A 22,441-nucleotide genomic window follows, 5' to 3' on the forward strand; every position below is an offset into this window, starting at 1 on the left:
AAAAATGCAAGCATCGCCCCTGCAGCAAAGACAGTCAGTAAAACAGCAGTAGCCAAAGCAACAAGTGTTGACGTAAAAACGCAATCCAAGGCAGCAGGTAAAACTGCAACCAAGACTGCGGCGAAGCCAGCAACCAAATCAACTGCCAAGCCAGTCTCTGCGGCTGTTCGCAAGCTTGCAACACCGGTCGTCGCTAAGCCCGCCACCAAGGTCGCCGAGAAAAAGGCAATACCCGTGAAAGCCGCAGCAAAATTGAGTCCGGCAGCAACAAAAGCCGTTGGCAAAATAGAGGTTGCGAAAGACATTAAAGCGCCTAAAGTGAATAAGGCGGCTGAAACCGTAGCAACACCGAAGGCGACGAGTAAGTCAGGTGTGGCAACAATTAAGCCAGTTGCAAAGACAGTCAGTGATGCCGCAAAGAGTGCATCAGACAAAAAAACGCAAATAAATGAAGTGGCGACCAAGACGCCATCTCGAGTCAAAAAAAGTGATGAGAAAATTGCGGAAGTCGCAACTCATCAGATTGCTGGTAAGCAAACACGAATTGAAGCTGATTCGTCTGAAGCAAACCCAGCGGTATCCGCAACATCGAAAGCTTCCGTGACAACTAACAAAACCGATTCAAAGACAGTGACTAAGCCTACCAAGAAATCAGCGAAAGCTGCTCCTGAAGTTCAGGAAATCAAGACTGGATCTGCACCGACCGTCTCGCAGACGACCGATGCTGCGGTATTAGCCGCAATTGATACGTCTGGTTATGTTTTACCAGGTGTGAAAGTGCCTGGCCGTCGCGGACGCAAACCAAAAGAATATCAGCCTGAAAATGAAGAAATTGCAGCATTGAACGCGGTTGAACGCGCTGAGATGAAAGCAATTGATAAGGCAAAGGCGAAAGATCGTAAAGCTAAAGAAAAAGCGCTCTTGAAAGACGCGTTTTCTTCTGATCCGGAAGCGACTGAAGAAGAACTTGAACGTCGCCGTCAGAAGCTCAAAACGCTGATCAAGCTTGGTAAAGATCGCGGCTACTTAACGTTTGCAGAGATCAACGATCACTTGCCAGAAAACGTTGTCGATCCAGAAGCAATCGAAGGCATTATCGGCACGTTTAACGACATGGGTGTCGCTGTTTATGAACAAGCACCCGATGCAGAAACTTTGCTGTTGTCAGATAACGTTGTTACCGTAACGACGGATGATGATGAAGTGGAAGCTGCTGCTGAAGCCGCTTTGTCCACCGTTGACTCTGACTTTGGTCGTACTACCGATCCAGTGCGTATGTACATGCGCGAAATGGGCTCGGTAGAGTTGCTGACACGCGAAGGCGAAATTGTCATCGCTAAGAAAATCGAAGAAGGCCTGAAAGACATGATTCAGGCGATTTCTGCGTGTCCGACCACGATTGCAGAAATCCTCGCAGCAGCAGAAAAAATCGCTGCCGATGAAATGAAAATCGATGAAATCGTTGATGGTTTGGTTGATCCAAACGCCAACGACGAACCTGCTCCTGTCGTCGTCGCTCCAGTATCCGATGAGGATGAAGAAGACGAAGAAGACGAAGAAGACGAAGAGGAAGAAGATGACGACGGTGGTGCCGCAGGCGCAGCCGCCATCTCTGCTGAACAGTTAGAGCAAATGAAGCGCGATGCATTGGCAAAGTTTGAAATCATTGCCACCAACTTCGACAAAATGCGCAAGTCTTACGAAAAAGAAGGCTACAACTCTAAGTCTTACGTCAAAGCGCAAGAAGCGATTTCTAACGAATTGCTCGGCATTCGCTTTACGGCAAAAGTCGTTGAAAAATTATGCGACACCTTGCGCGGCCAGGTCGACGAAGTACGCCATATTGAGAAGCAAATTCTGGAAGTTGCAGTCAATCGCTGCGGCATGCCACGTTCGCACTTCATCAAAGTATTCCCAGGTAATGAAACCAACCTGAAATGGGTGGAAGGCGAAGTTAACTCCGGTCATTCCTACAGCGCAATCCTGGGTCGTAACGTACCAGCTGTGCAGCAGTTGCAACAAAAATTGATCGACCTGCAATCGCGCGTTGTATTGCCGTTGCCAGATCTGCGCAACATCAACAAGCGCATGTCTGCTGGTGAAATGAAAGCCCGTAAAGCCAAGCGCGAAATGACTGAGGCTAACTTGCGTCTGGTTATTTCTATCGCAAAAAAATACACGAACCGCGGTTTGCAATTCCTCGATCTGATTCAGGAAGGCAACATCGGTTTGATGAAGGCGGTGGATAAATTTGAATACCGTCGTGGTTACAAATTCTCTACGTATGCCACATGGTGGATTCGTCAGGCGATCACCCGTTCCATCGCCGATCAGGCGCGCACCATTCGTATCCCTGTGCACATGATAGAGACGATCAATAAAATGAATCGTATCTCACGTCAGATTTTGCAAGAAACAGGCGTAGAGCCAGATCCTGCAACGCTGGCGATCAAGATGGAAATGCCAGAAGATAAAATCCGCAAGATCATGAAAATCGCGAAAGAACCGATTTCCATGGAAACCCCGATCGGTGACGACGATGATTCTCACCTCGGCGATTTTATCGAAGACAACCACACCCTGGCACCAGCTGATGCAGCGCTGCACGCATCGATGCGCAACGTTGTCAAAGACGTGTTGGATTCCTTAACGCCACGCGAAGCCAAGGTATTGCGTATGCGTTTTGGCGTAGAAATGTCGACCGATCACACGCTGGAAGAAGTCGGTAAACAATTCGACGTCACTCGCGAGCGCATCCGCCAAATAGAGGCAAAAGCACTGCGCAAATTACGTCACCCATCGCGCTCAGATAAGCTCAAGAGCTTCCTCGAAGGGAATTAATGTTGTATAATTGGCGCTGATTTTTTTCAGCGCCAATGCGTTTTTTTGCGCCGATTTTTCGGAGTAAATGATTTGCAGTAGCAAATGTTTTAGATTGAAAATGCTTCGTTTTTTCGAACAGATAAAACGAGAATTTTCAGAATAAAACACGAAAAAAAATGGGCCTCTAGCTCATGTTGGTTAGAGCAGCGGACTCATAATCCGTTGGTACCGTGTTCGACTCACGGGAGGCCCACCAGAATTCAGTAGCAAAATCAAAGGGTTACATGCTTAGGCTTGTCGCCCTTTTTGTTTGCGTCTTTCATTTTAATTCCATGTAACCACTGTGTAACCCAATCTTTGAAATAAAAATCGAGTCTCTCTAAACCGAGCATAAATTTAAATCTACTAAGCATTTAATTATGTTCAAGGCCCCCTCTACCTCATTGGGTGAGCGGTAAGTACGCGCGCATTTCATCAGGTTCTATAGCAACCTACCTGAGTGTCTTATTGATGCGCAACTAACCGTATTAATTTCCCACATATATGTGTAATACATCCCATTCAACGCAAATCAATTAAATTCTAAGTATCTCGGAAGCTCATTTTATGCTTTCTCATTGGTAGTTTTTACTTAAAACAATAGTTGAGTCAAGGAGTGAGTAAATGGAATATGTGATTCAAAATGGGATTGAAGTTGCTGGGTGTTTGTCGTTGTATGACGTAGCTAGAACTATGGCAACCGTTGATTTAACTTCCTCTGGTTACATAAGTCTTCAAGATATACCTGCTAAAACTTACGTATACGTGGAGCGATTTTTACTGGATGCTTCATTAGGCGAACTACGATTGAATGATGATAACGGAAGGCTGAAGACTCTCGATGATGTAAAAGATTTTATTTCGTTTTTTCGTATTCTTTTAAGCGCACTATGCACATCAATTGCGGTAAACGCGGTTGTATTTGGGTTGTGAGTGACGGTACTAGTATTAACATGACCGACCTCTGATTTTGATCCTGAAAACGTAGCGACGCACTCTTCGATTTCATCCGATTCAGTAGCAATAATGCGACTGGCTGCAGACAACTCGCGAATAACTTGTTCGCGGCTATAAAAAGCAATGCTTTGTCTTCATTACTTAAAAAATAGTTCCATCTCAGTAATTCCCGCAAAAAAATGCGTATTTTTCCAAATTGTAATGCGGCAGTTTTATAGCTAAGATCCTCCATTCCATAAACCTAGCCCTGATTTAAACGTTAGGCTTTATTTGTTAGTCCCCCTCACCAATTCATTTTCTGGTTACGACCAGCACGTCAACATTTCAGTTGATTCAGCGAGCTACGTTTGCAACTTATTCGACAGTCGACATAAGCATCCCGTTGATTGCATCTATGCATTGGTGAGTAATTTGATCTGCCATTAGCTGATGGATTAAATGGCGTATCGGCATACATTGGATATGAGTAATTTGGATATAAAGTAATCAACTTCTGTATAAACATGGCATTGGATAGAGTATATAACCTGGCGGTGCTAGGACTTAGTGTGATAGAAGTTTGCGTTGATTTTGTAGTTGATCTGCACCAAAGGACAATATTAAAAAATAATTTCCACACGTACACTCAAGTGTGGGGGATAGGTCCGGTTATGTCCGGTGATGTAACTTCAAATAAATGAAGTTTTTTTGTCAGCAATAAAATCACAACTTACGTTTTGTGGGAATAAGAAAATTATGCGGTTGAAACAATGGTTTAAAGTAAAGAAAGTCTTTGTTGTAGCGCCATTAGTGACGCTACTCTTTGCATGTGGTGGCGGCGGTGGCGGAGGACAAAGTACTACAACCAATGCCGGAACTTCACAAAATGGAACAACATCGGATACGTCAGGGGGAGCGCCAACAGATCTAATTGCTCTTGCTCTCAAGAGTGGTGATCCAAGTCATTTAAGTATTGCCGATGCGCCTACCTTATTGCAACAAGCGACGGCATTAGCGATCAAGTATCAACAACAGCAAAGTACAGCCATCAGCTCTATATATGCAGGTAATGGAGTCACTCCGGTTTTAAATCTGACTACCAATAGTAGTGATATCAATATCAGGAATCATACGATGGCTGCTCCGTTAGTGACTGCTGATGATGGTAGTACACTTGCAGCTGTTGCGATGTATGGTCAGGGGCGTGCACTTGCGTATGGTGCCGATGTTTTAAAGTGGATCGCAACGCAGTCAAAAGAAATTCAGCATACCCCAGTTTTTAATCAGGCATTTACCTGGGCGGTGACAGGTAACGCCTCAGGTAAGCTGCCGACAACCGTCAAATTTGCGACGGCTGGCTACGATGCGCCGACAGTTGGGACGTTAATTGCCTCACTGGGCGCTACGCCACAGGCAGTGACCTGCGATCTTGTTGATCCAACGAATAGCTGTTGGATTAACCTCGATGTACTGGTCTTTGGAGCAGGAACACGCATTGATTCCGCCTTGTCGGCACAGATTTATAAATATCTCGCAGCAGGAAAAGCTGTCGTCTACATGCACGCTAGTTGGATTGACTCGGCTGGTGGACGGCAGGTGCTCAATGGCATGGGAATGGATCTGGGGGGATATCCTGGTAATTATTTCGCTTCCGCATCGGCTGTTTCGGTGGCGAGCGGTACGTCCGTGAGTAGCATGCTGCAGCGAAATGATCAGTTGACGCCTTTAGTAACTACACTGGGTTATCTCGGGCAAGCGCAGCCTTCCTTAAAGCTCAGTACGGATGCTTCCCCTGCGACCGCTATCACTTTCTTCCATAATGATCTAGGTACAATGCAAAGTAATGGGATAGATCTGTTTAATAGCCCTGCTACTGATTTGTATCGTTTACTGGTGTTGTGGGCGGATTTATACCGACCAATGATTAAGTATGGTTCTATCAACCGAGATACAGCTGCGGGCGATTTTTTGCGCACCTATGCCTCCGATTCCTGGGTAACGTTTAACCGTGCGACGACAACAACAGCAACAGCAGGTCAAGGCGATTACATGCCTGCCGCCGCGCAAGCGATTCCGGTTAGCAGTACTGATGAAACAATTACTGTCACGATTCCACAAGCATCAGGAATTACCTTGATTGGTCGCGGCGCGATTCCAGCAAAGCCAATCTCTATTCAGGTTGTCGATAGTGGTAGTGTCACTGGCTTGTCTGTACAAACCAACCATCTGCGCACTTGGGGCGATCCGTTGACGGATGATGTTGCTACAAAATACAAACGTCCACGTCGTCCTAATTCGTTTGCTATTCCACTTTCGACGTCAAGCACGGCTTCTCCAATGGTGTTTAATTCGCCGTTCGGAGGGCCACTGATGTTGAATTATTCAGGAGCAACGCCAGGTCAGACGATTACGCTCAAAATTCGTGGTGCTGCTAAGTATTCTCACTTTGATATGACGCAGCCACAATCTGCACAAGACTATGCTGATGCGATTGCGGCGACCAAGCGTAAAGACTTTGGTTGGCAGACCTTGAAGCTAGTGGGTGGCGAAATTCAGCAAATTATTGGCTATGTTAACGTCAATGTTGATCCAAATACGTTCATTCAAACGCAGATCAAGGATATGTTATTCAACTCCAATCACATTGCAAATGGATATAACGATGTTGGGATGACGACGAACGTCTCTACACTGTGCACGCAGTTTGGCTGGACCTGTGATGGTAATATCCATCGAGCACCAAACATGCAGCATATGGTCGGCTGGATTGCAACGTGTGGTTACCTCTGCTCAGGCAACCCAACTGATGGCTACGCTGGTATCGATGCAGGTTGGGGTTGGGCGCACGAGATGGGGCATAACACTGTACAACGTGTTTTGCATATTGCGTTTAACGGTCAGGGGTGTGTAGTGGAATGCGATAACAATATTCTGGCTAGTGCACAAATGATCCGCCAATATAAATTGCTGGGAGTTGATACCGGACACACGACTGATCATGCAACTTTATACAAGGATATCGTCGCCAATCGGGCAACAGGTTTGACAGGAAACGCCAAAGTGCTGGATATGCAAACCCATCTGTGGACGATGGCGAATCAGGACCCAATGCGGGCTGTGCATTTTCAGTTAGCGTTTTTATTCAGTCGCTATCGCGCTAATGAAATCGTTCCTACTATGGAAACGACTTTAGATTTCTTAAGTCTCCTTAATAAGAGCGATCGTCTGGTTGCTAAGGCGTGGGATCCGAATAACAAGGGCAAGTACGGCATGAGTCGTTTTGCAGATAACAGTAGCATTTCTAATCCTGATTTGATATTTGTATTGAGCTCGAAAATCATTGGTCAGGATCTGCGGAATATCTTTGCAATGTATGGAATTACATTATCACAAGCGGCACTCGATTCTGTGGCTGATTTGAATTTGCCGGTATTGCCTGAGCAGTTTTATGCGCTGGCACAAAGTAAATTTAATCAGGTATCAACCGGCCAATGGTTGGATTTATCGAAGTCAACGCCGGTTTATCCGTTCTGATCCGGAACCCAAGAAGTGCGATGACTCTCGCTCTTGGTTGACGACCACTAAGACTTGATCAGATTGATCAAAATTTGGTGTTCGTCATCCGCGAGGTTTATCAATGGTATTCGCAAGAATATTGTTGGAATGTTCTGTCAATAACGCGAGATTTCAAGCAATTCGGTGCCATCCAGTTTTTCAAATTGCTGATAACGGTGAGTGAGTTGATCACCAGGTTGTTCAGCTCACTAGCTACTCGCTTTGTGATATGAGAATTTTGAACCAGAAACGGCCTTTTCTTGATTGAGCGAGCGGCAGAGAGATGACCGATCGTAAGGATCAATTCCTGCCTGGCACGTTTCTTAGCGCTTTAATAAGCCGGGATATCTGCTTTATGAATGACGGATATATAAAAAAATTAGTTTGCGTTCTTGGTGCGCTGCAATATAGTATCAACTGTCTCCTCCAACTCCCGCAAAGGATTGGAATTAAGCCCGCCTCGAGCGGGCTATTTTTTTATGTGCTTTGCAGTCTGCCTGAACGATGTAGTACCGCGTTTGCTGCTGCATCAAGTATTTTTCTTGCGAACCAATATGTTTCGACATGTGTGTGAGAGGCAGATGGGAGTAACATCGTGTCATTACTGTGGACTTGAAATCCAAACCGGTTTTAATGCGCGACGTCACGTTGTATTGCTGATGAAATTGATTCGCTTTCAATATTGGTCAATATGCTTCAATATTCAATGGCGACAATTTCACAGAAATGAAGTGGAATTCTTCGGTTCTATTTCATCGTCGCTATATTTAACGAGCGCAAATTTTTTATGATTATGATTGATCAACACCAGATAACAGGCTTACTGCTTGCCGGTGGTTTAGGTACCAGAATGGGGCGCGTTGATAAGGGCTTACAGGTGTTTCGTAATATGCCCTTAGCACGCCATGTCCTCATGCGGTTAGCACCGCAAGTCGGTGCTGTTATTATCAATGCCAACCAGAATGTCGATCAGTATCAGGCTTTTTCCTATCCTGTTCTCTCCGATCAGATGGCCGGTTTTGCCGGGCCATTAGCGGGACTGCAAACCGGATTACAACATTGTCAGACGCCGTATCTGTTATCGGTGCCGTGTGATTCGCCGTTGTTGCCTTTGAACCTGGTTGCTCGATTGTCTGAAGGCTTAATAGTGAACGACGCGGATCTTGCCGTCGCTGTTACCTTAGAATCAGAAAACGGCGTAAGCTATCGTCAAAGGCATCCGGTTTTTGCCCTCATGAAATTATCGGTGCTTCCTGGCCTGAATGATTTTCTCAATGGTGGTGGTCGTAAAGTTGATGCCTGGTTTCAGCAATTAGCTGTCGCTGAAGTACTATTTGAAGATCATTCCGGCTTCGCGAATATCAATACCTTACAAGAACTAAAGCAACTTGAGTCCTGACATGAACCAACAAGTCACACCCACCATATCGTTAAACGAGACTATCAGTACGATGGGATATGATGACCCGCAGAATTTATCTGTTAACAAAGCCCGGGAATTGATTAACCAATCGATTCAGCCAACTTGTACTATTGAACATTTACCCATCCAACAAGCATTGGGGCGTGTGCTGGCAGAAGATATCGTCTCCGGAATGAATGTACCAGCCCATGACAACTCTGCCATGGATGGCTATGCTTTTTCTGGCAATACATTATCGACTGTAGAAGAAGTAAGTTACAGGATCATCGGTAAAGCGTTTGCTGGTCGGGCGTATCAGGGAACCGTAGCGGCAGGCGAATGCGTTCGTATTATGACTGGCGCAGTCATGCCCGATGGTTGCGATACCGTCGTGCCGCTAGAGTTTATCAGCAAAGCCAGCGAAGACAGTATTCACGTCGCGCCAGGTTGCATCCAGCCTGGCAGCAATCGACGAATGGCCGGAGAAGATCTGGCGATTGGCAAAATTGCTTTACGCCGCGGCAAAGTACTTCGCCCGGCAGACTTGGGTTTGTTGGCGTCTTTAGGTATTGCGACCGTTCCAGTGCAGCGTCGGCTGCGCGTAGCATTTTTCTCCACCGGTGATGAACTACGTTCGGTCGATCAGCCTTTGGATGAAGGCTGTATTTACGACAGCAATCGTTATACGCTGCATGCAATGCTAACGCGATTAGGTTGTGAACTGATCGATATGGGTGTCGTTAAGGATGACACCGTGACGCTGGAAGCGAGTTTCAGACAAGCTTGCGAACATGCAGACGTCGTTATTACTACTGGAGGTGTCTCTCTCGGAGATGCCGACTATATCCGGCAAACCATGGCGCAATTAGGTGAGGTGGCATTTTGGTCTATCGCCATGCGCCCCGGAAGACCCATGGCGTTCGGAAAAATCAACTCCAATGGTAAAGGCGCCTATTTATTTGGATTGCCTGGCAATCCGGTTGCAGTGATGGTGAGTTTCTATTTCTTCGTCAAACAAGCACTGTTGCAGATGCAAGGGGCGGAACATGCACCACCGCTGATGCTCAAGGCGAGCAGCAAACATGCGATCAAAAAGCGCGCTGGTCGAACTGAGTATCAACGCGGCATCGCAGAAATTAACGCAGCAGGCGAACTGGAAGTCAGCATTACAGGATCGCAAGGTTCCGGAATACTACGCTCGATGTCTGAGGCTAACTGTATGATTGTGTTAGACCACGATCAGGAGCATGTGACGGCTGGTGCTAAGGTGATGATCGTACTGTTTGAGGGATTGATATAGCTGTCAATTTGCTTCACGCGATTGAAGCATGGATAGATAGAAATATGAGTCGAATGAGAGTTGAATACGAGGGGGTTAAAACTTTAAGTACCGTTTGATCCAATTTGATCCAGTTTGATCCAATACAATAAGCAAGTTAACATTTGATAAAATAACCCCGGCTTAAACATTCGCTTAAGCCGGGGTTGAAATTCATTGTCACTGATGCAGACTTAAAGCAATGATGTTATTTCGATGTTGCCGCCGCCTTAGCACGTGCAGTATGCAACTTTTTGTAGCTGTCGATGAGACGGGCGTGACGATCTAGTCCCTCCAGTTTCATGCTGGTCGGGGTTAAACCGTAAAAGCGTACACTGCCGTTCACGGAGCCTAAAACTGCATCCATGCGTTCATTGCCAAACATGCGACGGAAATTGGTTTCGTAATCGGCCAGCTCCAAGTCATCATCCAGCATGACTTCCAGCACCACATTCAAGGCTTGATAAAACAAGCCGCGTTCGACGGTGTTGTCGTTGTAATGTAAGAAGGCACCGACAAGTTCATGCGTTTCTTCAAACTCTTCCAGCGCTAAATTGATCAGTAATTTCAATTCCAGCACGGTCAGTTGACCCCAGACGGTGTTTTCATCAAATTCGATACCGATCAAGGTGGCGATGTCGCTGTAATCGTCCAGCTCGTTATTTTCTAAACGGTCTAACAGGTCGCCAAGGTCTTCTTCGTCCAACTGATGCAGATTCAAAATATCGCTGCGGAACAATAAGGCTTTGTTGGTGTTATCCCAGACTAAATCTTCGACCGGGTACACTTCCGAATAGCCTGGTACCAGGATGCGGCAAGCAGTGGCACCTAACTGGTCATAGACAGCGGTGTAAACTTCTTTGCCCATTTCTGCAAGGATGCCGAACAAGGTTGCGGCTTCCTCGCTATTGGAATTTTCACCTTCGCTGGAGAAATCCCATTCGACGAATTCATAATCCGCTTTGGCGCTGAAGAAGCGCCATGACACCACACCGCTGGAATCGATAAAGTGTTCCACAAAGTTGTTTGGCTCAGTCACCGCATTGCTGACAAAGGTAGGTTGCGGCAAATCATTCAAGCCTTCAAAACTGCGACCTTGGAGCAATTCCGTCAGGCTGCGCTCCAGCGCGACTTCTAAGCTCGGATGGGCACCAAATGAAGCGAACACACCACCAGTACGTGGGTTCATCAAGGTCACGCACATGACAGGGTATTGACCGCCGAGGGACGCATCTTTGACCAGCACTGGAAAACCTTGTTCTTCCAAGCCTTGTATGCCCGCCAGAATGCCAGGAAATTTCGCCAGCACTTCTTGCGGTACGTCAGGTAAGGCAATTTCACCTTCCAGAATCTCACGTTTGACTGCGCGTTCGAAAATTTCTGACAAGCATTGGACTTGCGCTTCAGCGAGTGTATTACCAGCACTCATGCCGTTACTGGCAAACAGGTTTTCGATCAGATTGGATGGGAAGTACACGGTCGCACCATCCGATTGACGTACATAGGGCAGTGAGCAAATGCCACGTTCTTTATTGCCGGAATTGGTATCGATCAGATGCGAACCACGTAGCTCGCCGTCAGGGTTGTAGATGTCGAGGCAGTAGTCATCCAGAATTTCTTTTGGCAGGGCATCTTTTTTGCTCGGTTTAAACCAGCGTTCATTCGGGTAATGCACGAAATCAGCATTGGCGATGTCTTCACCCCAGAAAGAACCGGCATAAAAATGGTTGCAACTCAGGCGTTCGATATATTCGCCCAATGCGGATGCCAATGCGCTTTCTTTCGTTGCGCCTTTGCCATTCGTGAAGCACATCGGTGAATGGGCGTCGCGAATATGCAGTGACCACACATTCGGAATAATATTACGCCACGATGCAATTTCGATTTTGATACCTAAACCTGCCAACAAGCCAGACATATTGGCGATGGTCTGCTCTAGCGGCAAATCTTTACCGAGGATATACGTGGCTGCATCAGCACCCGGGCTTAAGGTCAGTAAAGCCTGCGCATCGGCATCGAGATTTTCTACCTCTTCGATGACAAACTCAGGACCTTCTTGCACCACTTTTTTGACCGTGCAACGTTCGATAGAGCGCAAAATACCTTCGCGGTCTTTGGCAGAAATATCGGCCGGTAATTCAACCTGAATTTTAAAAATCTGGGCGTAACGATTTTCAGGGTCGACAATATTGTTTTGTGAAAGGCGGATATTTTCAGTAGGAATATTGCGGGTATTGCAATATAACTTCACAAAATAGGCAGCACACAAGGCTGATGATGCTAAAAAGTAATCAAAAGGCCCCGGCGCTGAGCCGTCACCTTTGTAACGGATAGGCTGATCGGCTATGACCGTAAAATCATCGAATTTGGCTTCAAGACGAAGCTTATCGAGAAAGTTGACCTTAATTTCCATGAGAGATATCCAAAATAATGTTCAAAATACGTTGAACGCTATTATCCATGTTTTAGGCTCGCCTCACATGGAATTGCAGTCTCACTGACTTTGCTTGGTGTGGCGACTGGGATATGTCAATTTGGAATCGAAAGTGCTAAGAAAAGCAATCAGAAAAGATAGGAAATTGAAATCAGAACTAACTTTTTTCCCATAAGCCGCAGGCGGATACGAGATGGGTGTCATACCAATAATTTTTGATGCGAGTGGTGAGGTTGAAAGCCTGCATATCATCAATCGCGAGTTCTGCAATCAGATATGGATGTTCGGCATTGCCATCGCTAATAATTTTCATATCGAGAATAGGGCTCGCGTGGATGTGCTCAAGGAACTCACGTGCAGTTTGTTCGTTAAGGCTGTGGTGAAAGCCAGTGAAAATTATTTTATGCATAGAACTCCTGTTCTGTTTGAAACTATTAATCTACTGTTACATTCGTTTGGTTTTATCTTGGTCATTTATCAATACGTTGTTTAACGGCGCCTTTTCACATGCCGAGGCTTTATCTTATCTGTGGGATTGGCTTACTTTCTAAGTACTTTTTCCAATTACGGACCGATCAATAGACCTAAGTGCAGTGTACAAATACTGACAATTATAAAGTGATTCATTAAAGTTAAGAAAATCCTTCAGTAAATCTCGCCTGACGTTCAATTTGACATTAAATTTTAAGTGCTCTACCGAACAGTTGTTCTTCGGCGCTTTGGATAAGATCAAATTTCTTTCAAACGTATCAGGAGCAGTGATGAACCTCAAATTTGGCGCTTTATGTATCTGGGTCGCATGCACGCTGGTTCCGGCGTCTGCGGTGTATGCAGATGACGCTGATCAGGATCACCCCATTAACCTGGTCAAAGACTCTATCATCACCACGAAGATCAAAGCAAAGCTGGTGGCAGATAAGGTTTCCAGCTTTGCGAGTATTAAGGTGGAAACGGATAATAAGGGTGTTGTCTGGCTGAGTGGCAGCGCCCCAACGCAGACGTTGATTGATAAAGCAGAAGCAGTTGCACACGATACCGCCGGTGTCAGAGCCGTCAAAAACCATATCACGATCAAGACAGATTATTGACGACCTGAAAATTCGCATGGCATCGATAGACTTATCGGATGCTTCAACATTCGCATTAGCAAAGCCTGGAGATCATCAATGTTTTGGGAAAAAAAACTGGAGCACTGGGCAGCGAGCATCCGCGATAAATTGGTACTGCCTTTACGAGTTGAGTTGTGGAATGGCCAGCATTTAAATTTGAGTCATTTGCATCCGGAAGTGATCGTCCGGGTTCCACATGTCTCTGCTTTAACTTGCTTGTTCACGCCGTCTCTCTCTAATCTTGGTGCTGCCTATGTTGATGGTAAGATCGATGTAGAAGGCAAGCCTGGCGCGATCATCTCTGTTGGCAACGCGCTTGCCTCCGGGACCTTAAAGCTTGAGGGGAAATTTTCACGTATCATCCGAAAAATCCAACGTAGTAAAGACAAAGACAAAGCGGCAATTCAATATCACTACGATGTTTCGAATGCATTTTATCAATTATGGCTCGATGAAAATTTGGTGTATTCCTGTGCCTATTTCGAAAATGGCGATGAAGATTTAAATTTAGCGCAAGTAAAAAAGATGGATTTGATTTTACAAAAAATCCACCTGCAGCCCGGTGATACGCTCCTTGATATTGGCTGTGGCTGGGGTGCATTAGTGATACATGCGGCTCAACATTATGGTGCGCGATGTGTAGGAATTACGCTCTCAGAAAATCAGGCATCCTTCGCCCGCACGCAGGTGATGAAATTAGGTTTAAGCAATCTGATTGATATTCGTTTGCAGGATTATCGTGATGTTCAAGGGACGTTTGACAAAATCACGAGCGTTGGCATGTTTGAACATGTCGGCGTCCGTAATTTGCCTGACTATTTTGCTAAAATCAATTCTCTGCTGTCGGAAGATGGTGTCGTCATGAATCATGGCATTACCTCGACTGACGCAGAGAGTGGCGAGACACCTTATGGTAACGGCGAATTTATCGAAAAATATGTGTTTCCGCACGGTGAATTGCCGCACATTGGTCTGGCATTAAAAGCAATGCAAGAAGGTGGCCTGGAAGTACTTGATATTGAAAATTTGCGTAGCCATTACGCACAGACATGTACGCTGTGGGTGGAACGTTTCGAAGCCAATGCAGACAAAGTGAAACAAATATCAGGCGACAGACGTTACCGGATATGGCGCGTGTATCTGGCAGGTTGTGCTTATGCGTTCAATCAGGACTGGATTTCTTTGTTTCAGGTTGTTTGTGTTAAAGCCGGGCGTCTGCCGCAGCGGATGTCCTTACCTGACGGCCATCGATATGGTCGTGTACCATTGAAGAAATCCAGCGCAGTGCCCCAAGCCACATAGACCGTGTTGACATGAGCTCGTTGATGAAACACAGATTTCATTGGGGCAGATAATACCTTATGGTTCTGCAATTTTAATGGGAGTTCTAAAAGTGAAGAATATCATCAGCGTTAATGTCTGGCATTATCTATTCTTACCCTTGTTTCTTTTGTTTATTTTTCCTATGCCCAGTCACGCTACCGAAGAACCTGATTTCAAGCTCGTTGAGAAAATGAACGGTATCGAAATCCGGGATTACGCAGCGTATATGGTTGCCGAGGTGGTCGTTGATGGTCCTGCTGATCAGGCAGGAAATCGGGCGTTTCCGATTTTAGCTGCTTACATTTTTGGTCAAAACAAAGGCAAGCGTACACTAGAGATGACAGCACTAGTGACGCAGACAGCAGAACCAGTAAAGCCCGAGAAGCTAGCGATGACAGCACCGGTTATTCAAACTACGACACCTGCTGGATTCGTAGTGCAATTCGTTTTGCCTAAAGATATTACTTTAGCTAACGCTCCAGAGCCACTTGACCCCCGTATTAAACTTCGCCAAGTAAAGCCTTGCCGTTTCGCAGTGATTCGTTATTCCGGTTTCTGGTCAGATACCAATTACAACGAACATTTGCTTTTGCTGGAGAATGCACTGAAATCGGCCAAGTTGGCATGGGAGGGAGAAGCAATTTATTCGCGTTATGATCCACCGTTCAAGCCTTGGTTCATGCGGCGCAATGAAATCTGGTTGCGCTTACCGCAACCTTAGCAAAGTCTAATAAAGTCAAATGGGAACGGGGAATCTACTATGCCTCTCAATCACAGTAACAGCAAAGCAGCGGTCAGTGCAAATATCAAACTTATCGTCGACGACTGGAAGCAATCAGGTCGCATAGGCACCAGTCATCCCCGTACGAAAATGCAAGCGGTGAAGCAGGCAGTCGCCGTTGCCTTGTCAACGGCAGACAGAAGTTTAAAGAAGAACATCACTTCGTCAAAAAAGTGACACGACTGATCTGTCGCATCACTTTTTTATCACTGGTATAAGCAATACAGTCGGCCATACAACCCAATGCAATATTTCATGCATTTTTCATGTGGGTGTCGCGAAGACATAACAGACGTTAACTATTTCAGCTGAGACATTGCCAATAAAGAAAGCGTGACCACGATTGCGCCCCCTATGCGGGTAGAAATTTGCGCAAACGGCATGAGCTGCATACGGTTGGCTGCGGTCAGGATTGCCACGTCACCCGTACCACCCTGACCACTATGACATGCGTTCACGATGGCTGCTTCGATCGGATACATTTTTAAACGTCGTCCGACAAAAAATCCAGTGATCATCAAACTTGCTACGGTAGCGATGATCGTGATCAAATTACAGATATTAAATGCAGCGACCAATTTATCCCAAGGGGTCATTGATGCACCGATGGCAAACAAAAGCGGATACGTGACGGCAGTGGAAAAGAATTTATACACCACGAAAGACGCTTGCTCTAATTGCGGAGAAACGGCACGCGACAATTTAAAAACCACTGCCACGAAAAGCATTGCTACCGGCGCCGGAAAACCAAATAATTTAAAACACATCAAGCCAACCATGTAGAGAGAAATCGCCGTTACACCAGCCCCCGCAATATGGGCAATATCAACGTTTGCTGGTATCGATTCTTCGCTGGTCATCGAATGACTCGTATCGCCTTCCTGTAAACGACCTTCTCCGGTCAAATGAGGGTATTTTTTACCAATAAAATTTAGTCCACCTGCCAACAAAATTGCGGTCAGACTTCCCAACATAACTGAAGGTAAAACCTGAGCAAAAATATCGCCTTGAGTTTGCCCTAAAATCCCTGAATAGCCTATCGATAGCGGAATCGCGCCTTCCCCTACACCACCAGCCATAATAGGCACGACAATATAGAAGAAGGTATGAAAGGTACCAAGCCCTAAGAGGGTTCCGACTACGGTGCCAACGACACTGGCAACCACGGTTCCTGCGGCTAATGGGATAAATATCTTAATAAACCCCTGTACCAGAATCGTCCTGTCCATGCTCAGGATACTGCCGACGATAATTGACGAAATGAACAGATAGAGAAAGTTGCTGGTCTTGGTGAACTCGACCACGTTTTTTAGAACCAGATCAGGAATGAGATGGTTAAAGGCCAGATAGGAAGGAATAAACGTCGCAAAAATCGCTGCCGCACCGATATGGCGGACAATTGGCAAACGCTTACCGAATTCTGCACACGTAAATCCCCCCACGGCTAAAACTGCGATAGAAACTGAAATATCTGTCGGTACCTTACCGCTAGAAACAAAACCGACAATCAGCGCCAATAATAGGCAATAAATTGGGAGTGGAATGATGCCAACCCGCTGTTCCATGAGTTTCCACCAGGCATGTGGCCATAGTTTGCTTTGGCTGAGTCCTGTATCCATAGGACTTGCTATTACTTTTTCCATTGTGTCTCCTGTGTTTTTGTATTTGTATCTTTCTGGGTTCAAAAGAGCCAGATATTGGAATGACAGACATTCAGATAGAAATGTATAACAGCACACCCTTCTAAAAGCCTTCAAACAAAGGGGTGTGAAAAAAAAGCTACGAAGATGACAGTCCTGACGAAAATGCATTAATCTTACGTCCATGAAATTACTCTTGGTCGAAGACAATCGTGAGCTATCTACATGGCTCACTAAATTACTGACGCAGTCGGGTTATGCGGTGGAGCAGGCTTTCTCCGGGGAAGATGCCGAGCACTTTTTATTAACCCAGGTCTATGATGCGATTTTGCTTGATCTGACGCTGCCTGGCATTAAAGGTCAGACCTTATTGAAGAATTTGCGTGCAAAACACAATGAAGTACCGGTGCTGATCATCAGCGCGCTCGACACGCTTAGCGATGTGATTGAAAATCTTAATTTAGGTGCGGACGACTATATTGCCAAGCCATTTGACATCCAGGAACTTGAGGCGCGGCTGCGTTCATTGTTGCGGAGATCAAAAGGCAAGGCGAGCCCGGTGATTAGTTGTGGCACGCTAAATTACGATAGCAATGCGAAGATTTTTAATGCACATGGAAAAGATTTAAGCTTCACACCGCGTGAGCATGCGATTCTGGAAGCGCTGATCCGCAATGCACATACGACCGTTTCCAAAAAAGATCTGACGGATAGTTTGTTCACCCTTGAAGATACTGTGTCACCCAAAGCTTTGGAAATTTATATCGTTCGATTAAGAAAAAAAATCGAACACTCAGGTGCACAAATCATCACTCTACGCGGTCTGGGTTATATGTTGACATATGAAACTCAGAGTTAAAAGTTTAAAGACACAACTTGCGCTTTGGGTATTTTTGCCTACAGTGCTGATTTCATTTGTTGATTTGCTCATGGGCTATCATGATGCGGATCGTATTGCTACTTTGGTTCAGGAACAGCTGCTCAAAGGCTCTGCCAGGACAATTTCTGAGCAATTAGAAAAAGTGGATGATAATTATGAAATCAGAATTCCACCTGCCGCGTTTGAGTTGTTTTCGAATGAATATAAAGATCATATTTACTTCACTGTTCGCACCGGCAACGGTAAATTAGTCGCAGGAAATGAAGAGTTGCTGCCCTATACCGGCACCCTGCAAATGGAGCAAGGATACTATTATCTGTCCACCATACGCGGCGAGGAGGTGCGCGTCATTGCCTATGAGCAGATGTTGGCCAATGGCGTTGGTAATGAAACCAGCATTACGCAAGTTGCCCAAACGCTCAATAGCCATCACGCGTTCAGACGCAGTCTGTTTGTCCGAACCATACGTGAGCACTTGATTTTGTTGGCCATTGTTATTTTGGGCTTGATGATCGCTCTGCGATGGATGATGCAGCCTTTAATTCAGTTTGGTGAGCTACTGATGCGACGTCCTACTGGTTCGCTCGAGAGTTTGTCGGTTGATGATACGCCCAGTGAGTTGCAACCGGTCATTTTTGCTATCAATGACTATGTGACCAGACTCAACAAGACCCTGTCTTCTTATGAACAATTCGTCGCGAATACGGCACATCAGTTGCGGACTTCATTTTCGATTATTAATTCTCAAGTTGATTTTGCCAAAAGAAATCCGACCAACGGCGTTCAACAGCAGCAAGTACTCGCCGATATTAAATCAACGATAGCAAGCGGTAGTAAAGTCATTAATCAGCTATTAATTCTGGCGGCGGCAGAACAAAATCAATCCAATGCGAGCCAGGGCAAGTTATTGAACGTGTCAGAAGTGGTCAAGCAAGTGGTGGTCGATATGGCCTTGCTGGCGCAACAGAAAGAGCTTGATCTGGGCATTGATACCTTGGATGAGAGTATTTGTCTCCGTGGCAGTCCTTACCTGCTCAGAGAATTAATTGCTAATTTAGTTGATAATGCGATACAGCACATCCATGCTGGTGGCATGATCACGTTGACGCTTGTATTGGAAGATCAGCAAGCCGTGCTACGTGTCATCGATAATGGACCGGGAATTGCACCCGAGCACCGCGAAAAGGTGTTTGAGCGTTTTTATCGTGTGAATGAAGAAAAATCCAATAGCTCCGGGCTTGGTTTGGCGATTGCCAAGAGTATTTGTGATTCTTTGTCAGCGTCAATACGATTAACTGGTGTAGATCAAGGTAGTGGTCTTCAGGTTGAGGTCAGATTCCCTGCTCAGTAAAAATCATACCGGCCGGTTGCTATAATAATGTAAAGATTTAGTCTTCTTCAAAGAGCACCTATTTTCTGTTTTGGAAACGACATGACATTTTGTTTTAAGCTATTGCTGACGGTGTTTTTATACCTGGGCTGTGCGGTGGCCTACGCAGGCGAAAAAATCAGCATTGTGGTTGCAGGCATAGAAAAGCAAATTTATCTGCCGGTGAAACTTGCTGAACAGCTTGGTTATTTTGCCGAGTCCGGGCTGGATATAGAATTTTTGACCGACCGTAATGGCATCAATGCAGAGACTGAATTATTGTCTGGCTCAGTACAAGGTGTGATCGGTTTTTATGATCATACGATTAGTTTGCAGGCACGCGGTAAATTAGTGAAATCCGTGATTCAGCTTACGCAAACACCAGGGCAGGCTATCCTGGTTGCTGAAAAAAGTGCAAAAGAAATTACCTCTTTAAAACAGCTTAAGGGGCGCTCATTTGGTGTGACGGGTTTGGGTTCGTCTACCAATACGATTATTCGATATCTTGCGCAAAAGTCAGGTGTTCAAAGTAATGCAATCAACATACTACCCGTTGGATCGGGCGATAACTTTATAAACGCAATGATGCAAGGGCGGGTACAGGCCGGTATTTCTAGTGAGCCCACTATTTCACGACTTACCTCTGCTGGCCGGGCGACAGTATTGCTCGATTTGCGTGGCATCAAAGAAACTCAAGCTGTATTCGGCGGGGCTTATCCGGCGGCCTGTCTCTATATGCCCAACGCATGGGTGACAACACATCGCAACGAGGTGCAAAAAATCGTCATCGCTTTGGTTAAGGCGCTCAACTACATTCAAACGCATAGCGCATCCGAAATCAGCGATCAAATGCCCGCTTCCTTTTATGCCAACGACAAAGAAAACTACGTTCTTGCTTTGAAAAATAGCAAGGAAATGTTTACCGCTGACGGCAAGATGCCTGAGGGTGGACCAGAAACGGTACTCAAAGTTTTGCGCGACTATGATAAATCCCTCTATGGGAAGCACATCAATCTCAACAATACGTTTACGAACGAATTCATTTCCAATCCCAAATAAGTAGTTGAGGTAAATTGTCGTAGAATCAGTGCTTCAGGATTCAATTTAGAATACGAAATTTCAGATCGATTGCTGTTACTTAAAAAATATTTATCATCGTTTGATATAGAACTTTGTCTTTAAGGAATTGATTTTTTTAGGGAGTAAGATATGAAAATTCGACATTCAATTATGCTGGCATCGCTGATAAGCATTACTACATGTGCGTACGCTGCCGATCGCTTACCGACAATCGCTCCAGAAAATTATAACGATGAACAAAAGCAGGCAGCGCAAGATTTTGAAGCAAATCGTAAAGTCCCCGTTTTTGGTCCTTTTGAACCTTTGATGCACAGCCCTCAAGTAATGACACTAGCGCGTTCTATGGGCGACTATTTGCGCTACAAATCTGCGATCGGAAACACTCTCAGCGAGTTAGCCATTTTAATGACGGCACGCGAATGGACTCAGGATTATGAATGGTATGTTCATCAACCTATTGCTTTAAAAGCCGGTCTAAAAAGAGAAATTGTTGACGCCATTGCAGACGGTCGTCGTCCGGGCGTGATGAGTGCCGATGAAGAAATGGTCTATGATTTTTGTATCGAACTCCAACATAATAAGCGGGTATCAGAACCGACGTTTAAGCGCGTGGAAAATCGCTTTGGCAAAAAAGGCACCGTCGATTTAACAGGTATCATTGCTTACTACACCTTGTTAGCAATGGAGCTGAATGTCGCCGAGTATCAGATACCTGCTGATGGAAAAAAACTTGAACGCTTTCCCAAATAAAAAGCACTATTCATTTGAAGATATTATTTGAAGATATTTTTTTTAAATATTTTCTAGAATTGGGGGCTAGGTATTGGCTGCAAGCCACCGAGCCCTTCAGGAATTCCCAATCATTTTTACTTTACAAAAACATCCCGCCAGACGCTTCAATACGTTGTGCATTGATCCAGCCGTTATCCTGATTTAATAAGGAGGCAATCACACCACCGATATCATCAGGAAGCCCGACGCGGCCAAGCGCTGTTTGCGAAGCGATAAATGAATTTAAATCAGCATTGTCGCGTACTGCGCCGTGACCAAAATCAGTTTCAATGGCACCAGGAGCTACGACATTGACTGCGATAGAACGAGGTCCCAATTCTTTGGCCAGATATTTGCTCAGTACTTCAATTGCCCCTTTCATTGCAGCGTAGGCCGCATAGCCGGGCAGGGAGAAGCGCGTCAAACCAGTCGATATATTGATGATGCGGCCATGGTCAGCGATGATTGGCAGCAATTTCTGTGTCAGGAAAAATACGCCTTTGAATTGGATATTCAGCAATTGATCAAATTGCGCTTCGGTGGTTTCGTTAAATCCTGCGTAGATGCCTATGCCTGCGTTATTCACCAGAAAATCAAAGTCGCTACGTTGCCATTTTTGTTCCAGCGCTTGCTGGATAGTTTTGACGAAGGCGTCAAAGCTATGGCTGTCACCGACATCTAATCGCAGTGCAAGCGCTTTCTGACCCAATTTTTCAATTTCGGCTACCACGGCAGCGGCTTCCGCTTCTTTACTGTGGTAGGTCAAGATGATGTCGACTCCCTGCTGTGCCAGCTTTAATGCTGCACTTTTTCCCAAACCGCGGCTGGCGCCAGTGATGATTGCAATCTTGCTTGTCATGTTTTTCTCCTCAATGTTGGTCCCCGTGATTGGGAATGAAGAGAGTTTATTAGTCTATTTAATTTAAACAAAGATGCAAAAAATGATTAAACTGTTCAAAATTCACAAACAATAATTTTTGA

Annotated in this window: 17 protein-coding genes and 1 tRNA gene; 14 read left to right on the forward strand and 4 right to left on the reverse strand. The window is 45.5% G+C overall.

The window, feature by feature from the left end; all coding sequences use genetic code 11:
* Positions 1-681 precede the first annotated feature (681 nt).
* The 6 genes from rpoD (at position 682) to moeA (ending at position 10,055) form a co-directional block, all read left to right on the forward strand.
* Entirely contained in the window at positions 682-2,841 is a 2,160-nt protein-coding gene (gene rpoD / locus H8K32_RS14020) for an RNA polymerase sigma factor RpoD (RefSeq protein WP_390312654.1), read from the forward strand.
* A 160-nt stretch (positions 2,842-3,001) separates the two neighbouring features.
* Positions 3,002-3,079, forward strand: a tRNA-Ile gene (locus tag H8K32_RS14025).
* Positions 3,080-3,486: 407 nt separating this feature from the next.
* Entirely contained in the window at positions 3,487-3,795 is a 309-nt protein-coding gene (locus H8K32_RS14030) for a hypothetical protein (RefSeq protein ID WP_186913166.1), read from the forward strand.
* A 759-nt stretch (positions 3,796-4,554) separates the two neighbouring features.
* Positions 4,555-7,332, forward strand: a complete 2,778-nt coding sequence (locus H8K32_RS14035; RefSeq protein ID WP_186913167.1) for an ImpA family metalloprotease — start codon at positions 4,555-4,557, stop codon at positions 7,330-7,332.
* An 808-nt stretch (positions 7,333-8,140) separates the two neighbouring features.
* Positions 8,141-8,752: a molybdenum cofactor guanylyltransferase MobA gene (mobA, locus tag H8K32_RS14040; protein WP_343068009.1), complete on the forward strand. Its 612-nt coding sequence runs from the start codon at positions 8,141-8,143 to the stop codon at positions 8,750-8,752.
* A gap of 1 nt (position 8,753) precedes the next feature.
* Positions 8,754-10,055, forward strand: a complete 1,302-nt coding sequence (gene moeA, locus H8K32_RS14045; RefSeq protein WP_186913168.1) for a molybdopterin molybdotransferase MoeA — start codon at positions 8,754-8,756, stop codon at positions 10,053-10,055.
* Between the two features lie 226 nt (positions 10,056-10,281).
* Here moeA and H8K32_RS14050 read toward each other — a convergent pair whose 3' ends face one another.
* Both H8K32_RS14050 and H8K32_RS14055 read right to left on the reverse strand, forming a co-directional pair.
* Complete coding sequence (locus tag H8K32_RS14050) at positions 10,282-12,486, reverse strand: OsmC domain/YcaO domain-containing protein (RefSeq protein WP_186913169.1); 2,205 nt, start codon at positions 12,484-12,486, stop codon at positions 10,282-10,284.
* Between the two features lie 178 nt (positions 12,487-12,664).
* On the reverse strand, positions 12,665-12,916 hold the full coding sequence (locus H8K32_RS14055; RefSeq protein WP_186913170.1) for a hypothetical protein: 252 nt from the start codon (positions 12,914-12,916) through the stop codon (positions 12,665-12,667).
* A gap of 352 nt (positions 12,917-13,268) precedes the next feature.
* On the opposite strand from H8K32_RS14055, the gene H8K32_RS14060 reads away from it, so the two are divergent.
* From H8K32_RS14060 to H8K32_RS14075, 4 genes are all read left to right on the forward strand, one after another.
* Positions 13,269-13,595, forward strand: coding sequence for a BON domain-containing protein (locus tag H8K32_RS14060; protein ID WP_186913171.1), 327 nt, complete (start codon positions 13,269-13,271; stop codon positions 13,593-13,595).
* A gap of 78 nt (positions 13,596-13,673) precedes the next feature.
* The gene (locus H8K32_RS14065) at positions 13,674-14,918 is read left to right on the forward strand and encodes an SAM-dependent methyltransferase (protein ID WP_186913172.1); all 1,245 of its coding nucleotides are present in this window, start codon (positions 13,674-13,676) and stop codon (positions 14,916-14,918) included.
* Positions 14,919-15,009: 91 nt separating this feature from the next.
* On the forward strand, positions 15,010-15,660 hold the full coding sequence (locus H8K32_RS14070) for a heme-binding protein (protein WP_186913173.1): 651 nt from the start codon (positions 15,010-15,012) through the stop codon (positions 15,658-15,660).
* 39 nt (positions 15,661-15,699) lie between these two features.
* Entirely contained in the window at positions 15,700-15,897 is a 198-nt protein-coding gene (locus tag H8K32_RS14075) for a hypothetical protein (protein WP_186913174.1), read from the forward strand.
* Between the two features lie 122 nt (positions 15,898-16,019).
* Here the strand turns inward: H8K32_RS14075 and H8K32_RS14080 are convergent, their stop codons facing one another.
* The gene (locus H8K32_RS14080; protein WP_281388556.1) at positions 16,020-17,363 is read right to left on the reverse strand and encodes a 2-hydroxycarboxylate transporter family protein; all 1,344 of its coding nucleotides are present in this window, start codon (positions 17,361-17,363) and stop codon (positions 16,020-16,022) included.
* Between the two features lie 181 nt (positions 17,364-17,544).
* Between H8K32_RS14080 and H8K32_RS14085 the strand changes: the two genes are divergently transcribed.
* The 4 genes from H8K32_RS14085 (at position 17,545) to H8K32_RS14100 (ending at position 21,439) form a co-directional block, all read left to right on the forward strand.
* Positions 17,545-18,219, forward strand: a complete 675-nt coding sequence (locus H8K32_RS14085; RefSeq protein ID WP_186913175.1) for a response regulator — start codon at positions 17,545-17,547, stop codon at positions 18,217-18,219.
* Positions 18,203-19,591 (forward strand): sensor histidine kinase, encoded by a 1,389-nt coding sequence (locus H8K32_RS14090; RefSeq protein WP_186913176.1) that lies wholly within the window; start codon positions 18,203-18,205, stop codon positions 19,589-19,591. Before H8K32_RS14085 ends, H8K32_RS14090 begins: the two co-directional genes overlap by 17 nt.
* Positions 19,592-19,672: 81 nt before the next feature.
* Positions 19,673-20,668 (forward strand): ABC transporter substrate-binding protein, encoded by a 996-nt coding sequence (locus tag H8K32_RS14095; protein WP_186913177.1) that lies wholly within the window; start codon positions 19,673-19,675, stop codon positions 20,666-20,668.
* A 150-nt stretch (positions 20,669-20,818) separates the two neighbouring features.
* Positions 20,819-21,439 carry a carboxymuconolactone decarboxylase family protein gene (locus tag H8K32_RS14100; protein ID WP_186913178.1) on the forward strand — a complete coding sequence of 207 codons (621 nt, stop codon included), beginning with the start codon at positions 20,819-20,821 and terminating at the stop codon, positions 21,437-21,439.
* Between the two features lie 121 nt (positions 21,440-21,560).
* Here H8K32_RS14100 and H8K32_RS14105 read toward each other — a convergent pair whose 3' ends face one another.
* Positions 21,561-22,319, reverse strand: a complete 759-nt coding sequence (locus H8K32_RS14105) for an SDR family NAD(P)-dependent oxidoreductase (RefSeq protein ID WP_186913179.1) — start codon at positions 22,317-22,319, stop codon at positions 21,561-21,563.
* Positions 22,320-22,441: the final 122 nt, after the last annotated feature.

This window comes from Cognatundibacterium jejuense, from assembly GCF_014284255.1.
GTDB classification, from domain to species: domain Bacteria; phylum Pseudomonadota; class Gammaproteobacteria; order Burkholderiales; family Burkholderiaceae_D; genus Undibacterium; species Undibacterium jejuense.

Bases quoted from the DNA above. Each gene is read 5' to 3' on its own strand.
- H8K32_RS14080 (WP_281388556.1), bottom strand. From the start codon at position 17,363: ATGGAAAAAGTAATAGCAAGTCCTATGGATACAGGACTCAGCCAAAGC.
- moeA (WP_186913168.1), top strand. From the start codon at position 8,754: ATGAACCAACAAGTCACACCCACCATATCGTTAAACGAGACTATCAGT.
- H8K32_RS14065 (WP_186913172.1), top strand. From the start codon at position 13,674: ATGTTTTGGGAAAAAAAACTGGAGCACTGGGCAGCGAGCATCCGCGAT.
- H8K32_RS14075 (WP_186913174.1), top strand. From the start codon at position 15,700: ATGCCTCTCAATCACAGTAACAGCAAAGCAGCGGTCAGTGCAAATATC.
- mobA (WP_343068009.1), top strand. From the start codon at position 8,141: ATGATTATGATTGATCAACACCAGATAACAGGCTTACTGCTTGCCGGT.
- H8K32_RS14085 (WP_186913175.1), top strand. From the start codon at position 17,545: ATGAAATTACTCTTGGTCGAAGACAATCGTGAGCTATCTACATGGCTC.
- H8K32_RS14100 (WP_186913178.1), top strand. From the start codon at position 20,819: ATGAAAATTCGACATTCAATTATGCTGGCATCGCTGATAAGCATTACT.
- H8K32_RS14095 (WP_186913177.1), top strand. From the start codon at position 19,673: ATGACATTTTGTTTTAAGCTATTGCTGACGGTGTTTTTATACCTGGGC.
- H8K32_RS14060 (WP_186913171.1), top strand. From the start codon at position 13,269: ATGAACCTCAAATTTGGCGCTTTATGTATCTGGGTCGCATGCACGCTG.
- H8K32_RS14050 (WP_186913169.1), bottom strand. From the start codon at position 12,486: ATGGAAATTAAGGTCAACTTTCTCGATAAGCTTCGTCTTGAAGCCAAA.
- H8K32_RS14030 (WP_186913166.1), top strand. From the start codon at position 3,487: ATGGAATATGTGATTCAAAATGGGATTGAAGTTGCTGGGTGTTTGTCG.
- H8K32_RS14105 (WP_186913179.1), bottom strand. From the start codon at position 22,319: ATGACAAGCAAGATTGCAATCATCACTGGCGCCAGCCGCGGTTTGGGA.
- H8K32_RS14090 (WP_186913176.1), top strand. From the start codon at position 18,203: ATGAAACTCAGAGTTAAAAGTTTAAAGACACAACTTGCGCTTTGGGTA.
- H8K32_RS14055 (WP_186913170.1), bottom strand. From the start codon at position 12,916: ATGCATAAAATAATTTTCACTGGCTTTCACCACAGCCTTAACGAACAA.
- H8K32_RS14035 (WP_186913167.1), top strand. From the start codon at position 4,555: ATGCGGTTGAAACAATGGTTTAAAGTAAAGAAAGTCTTTGTTGTAGCG.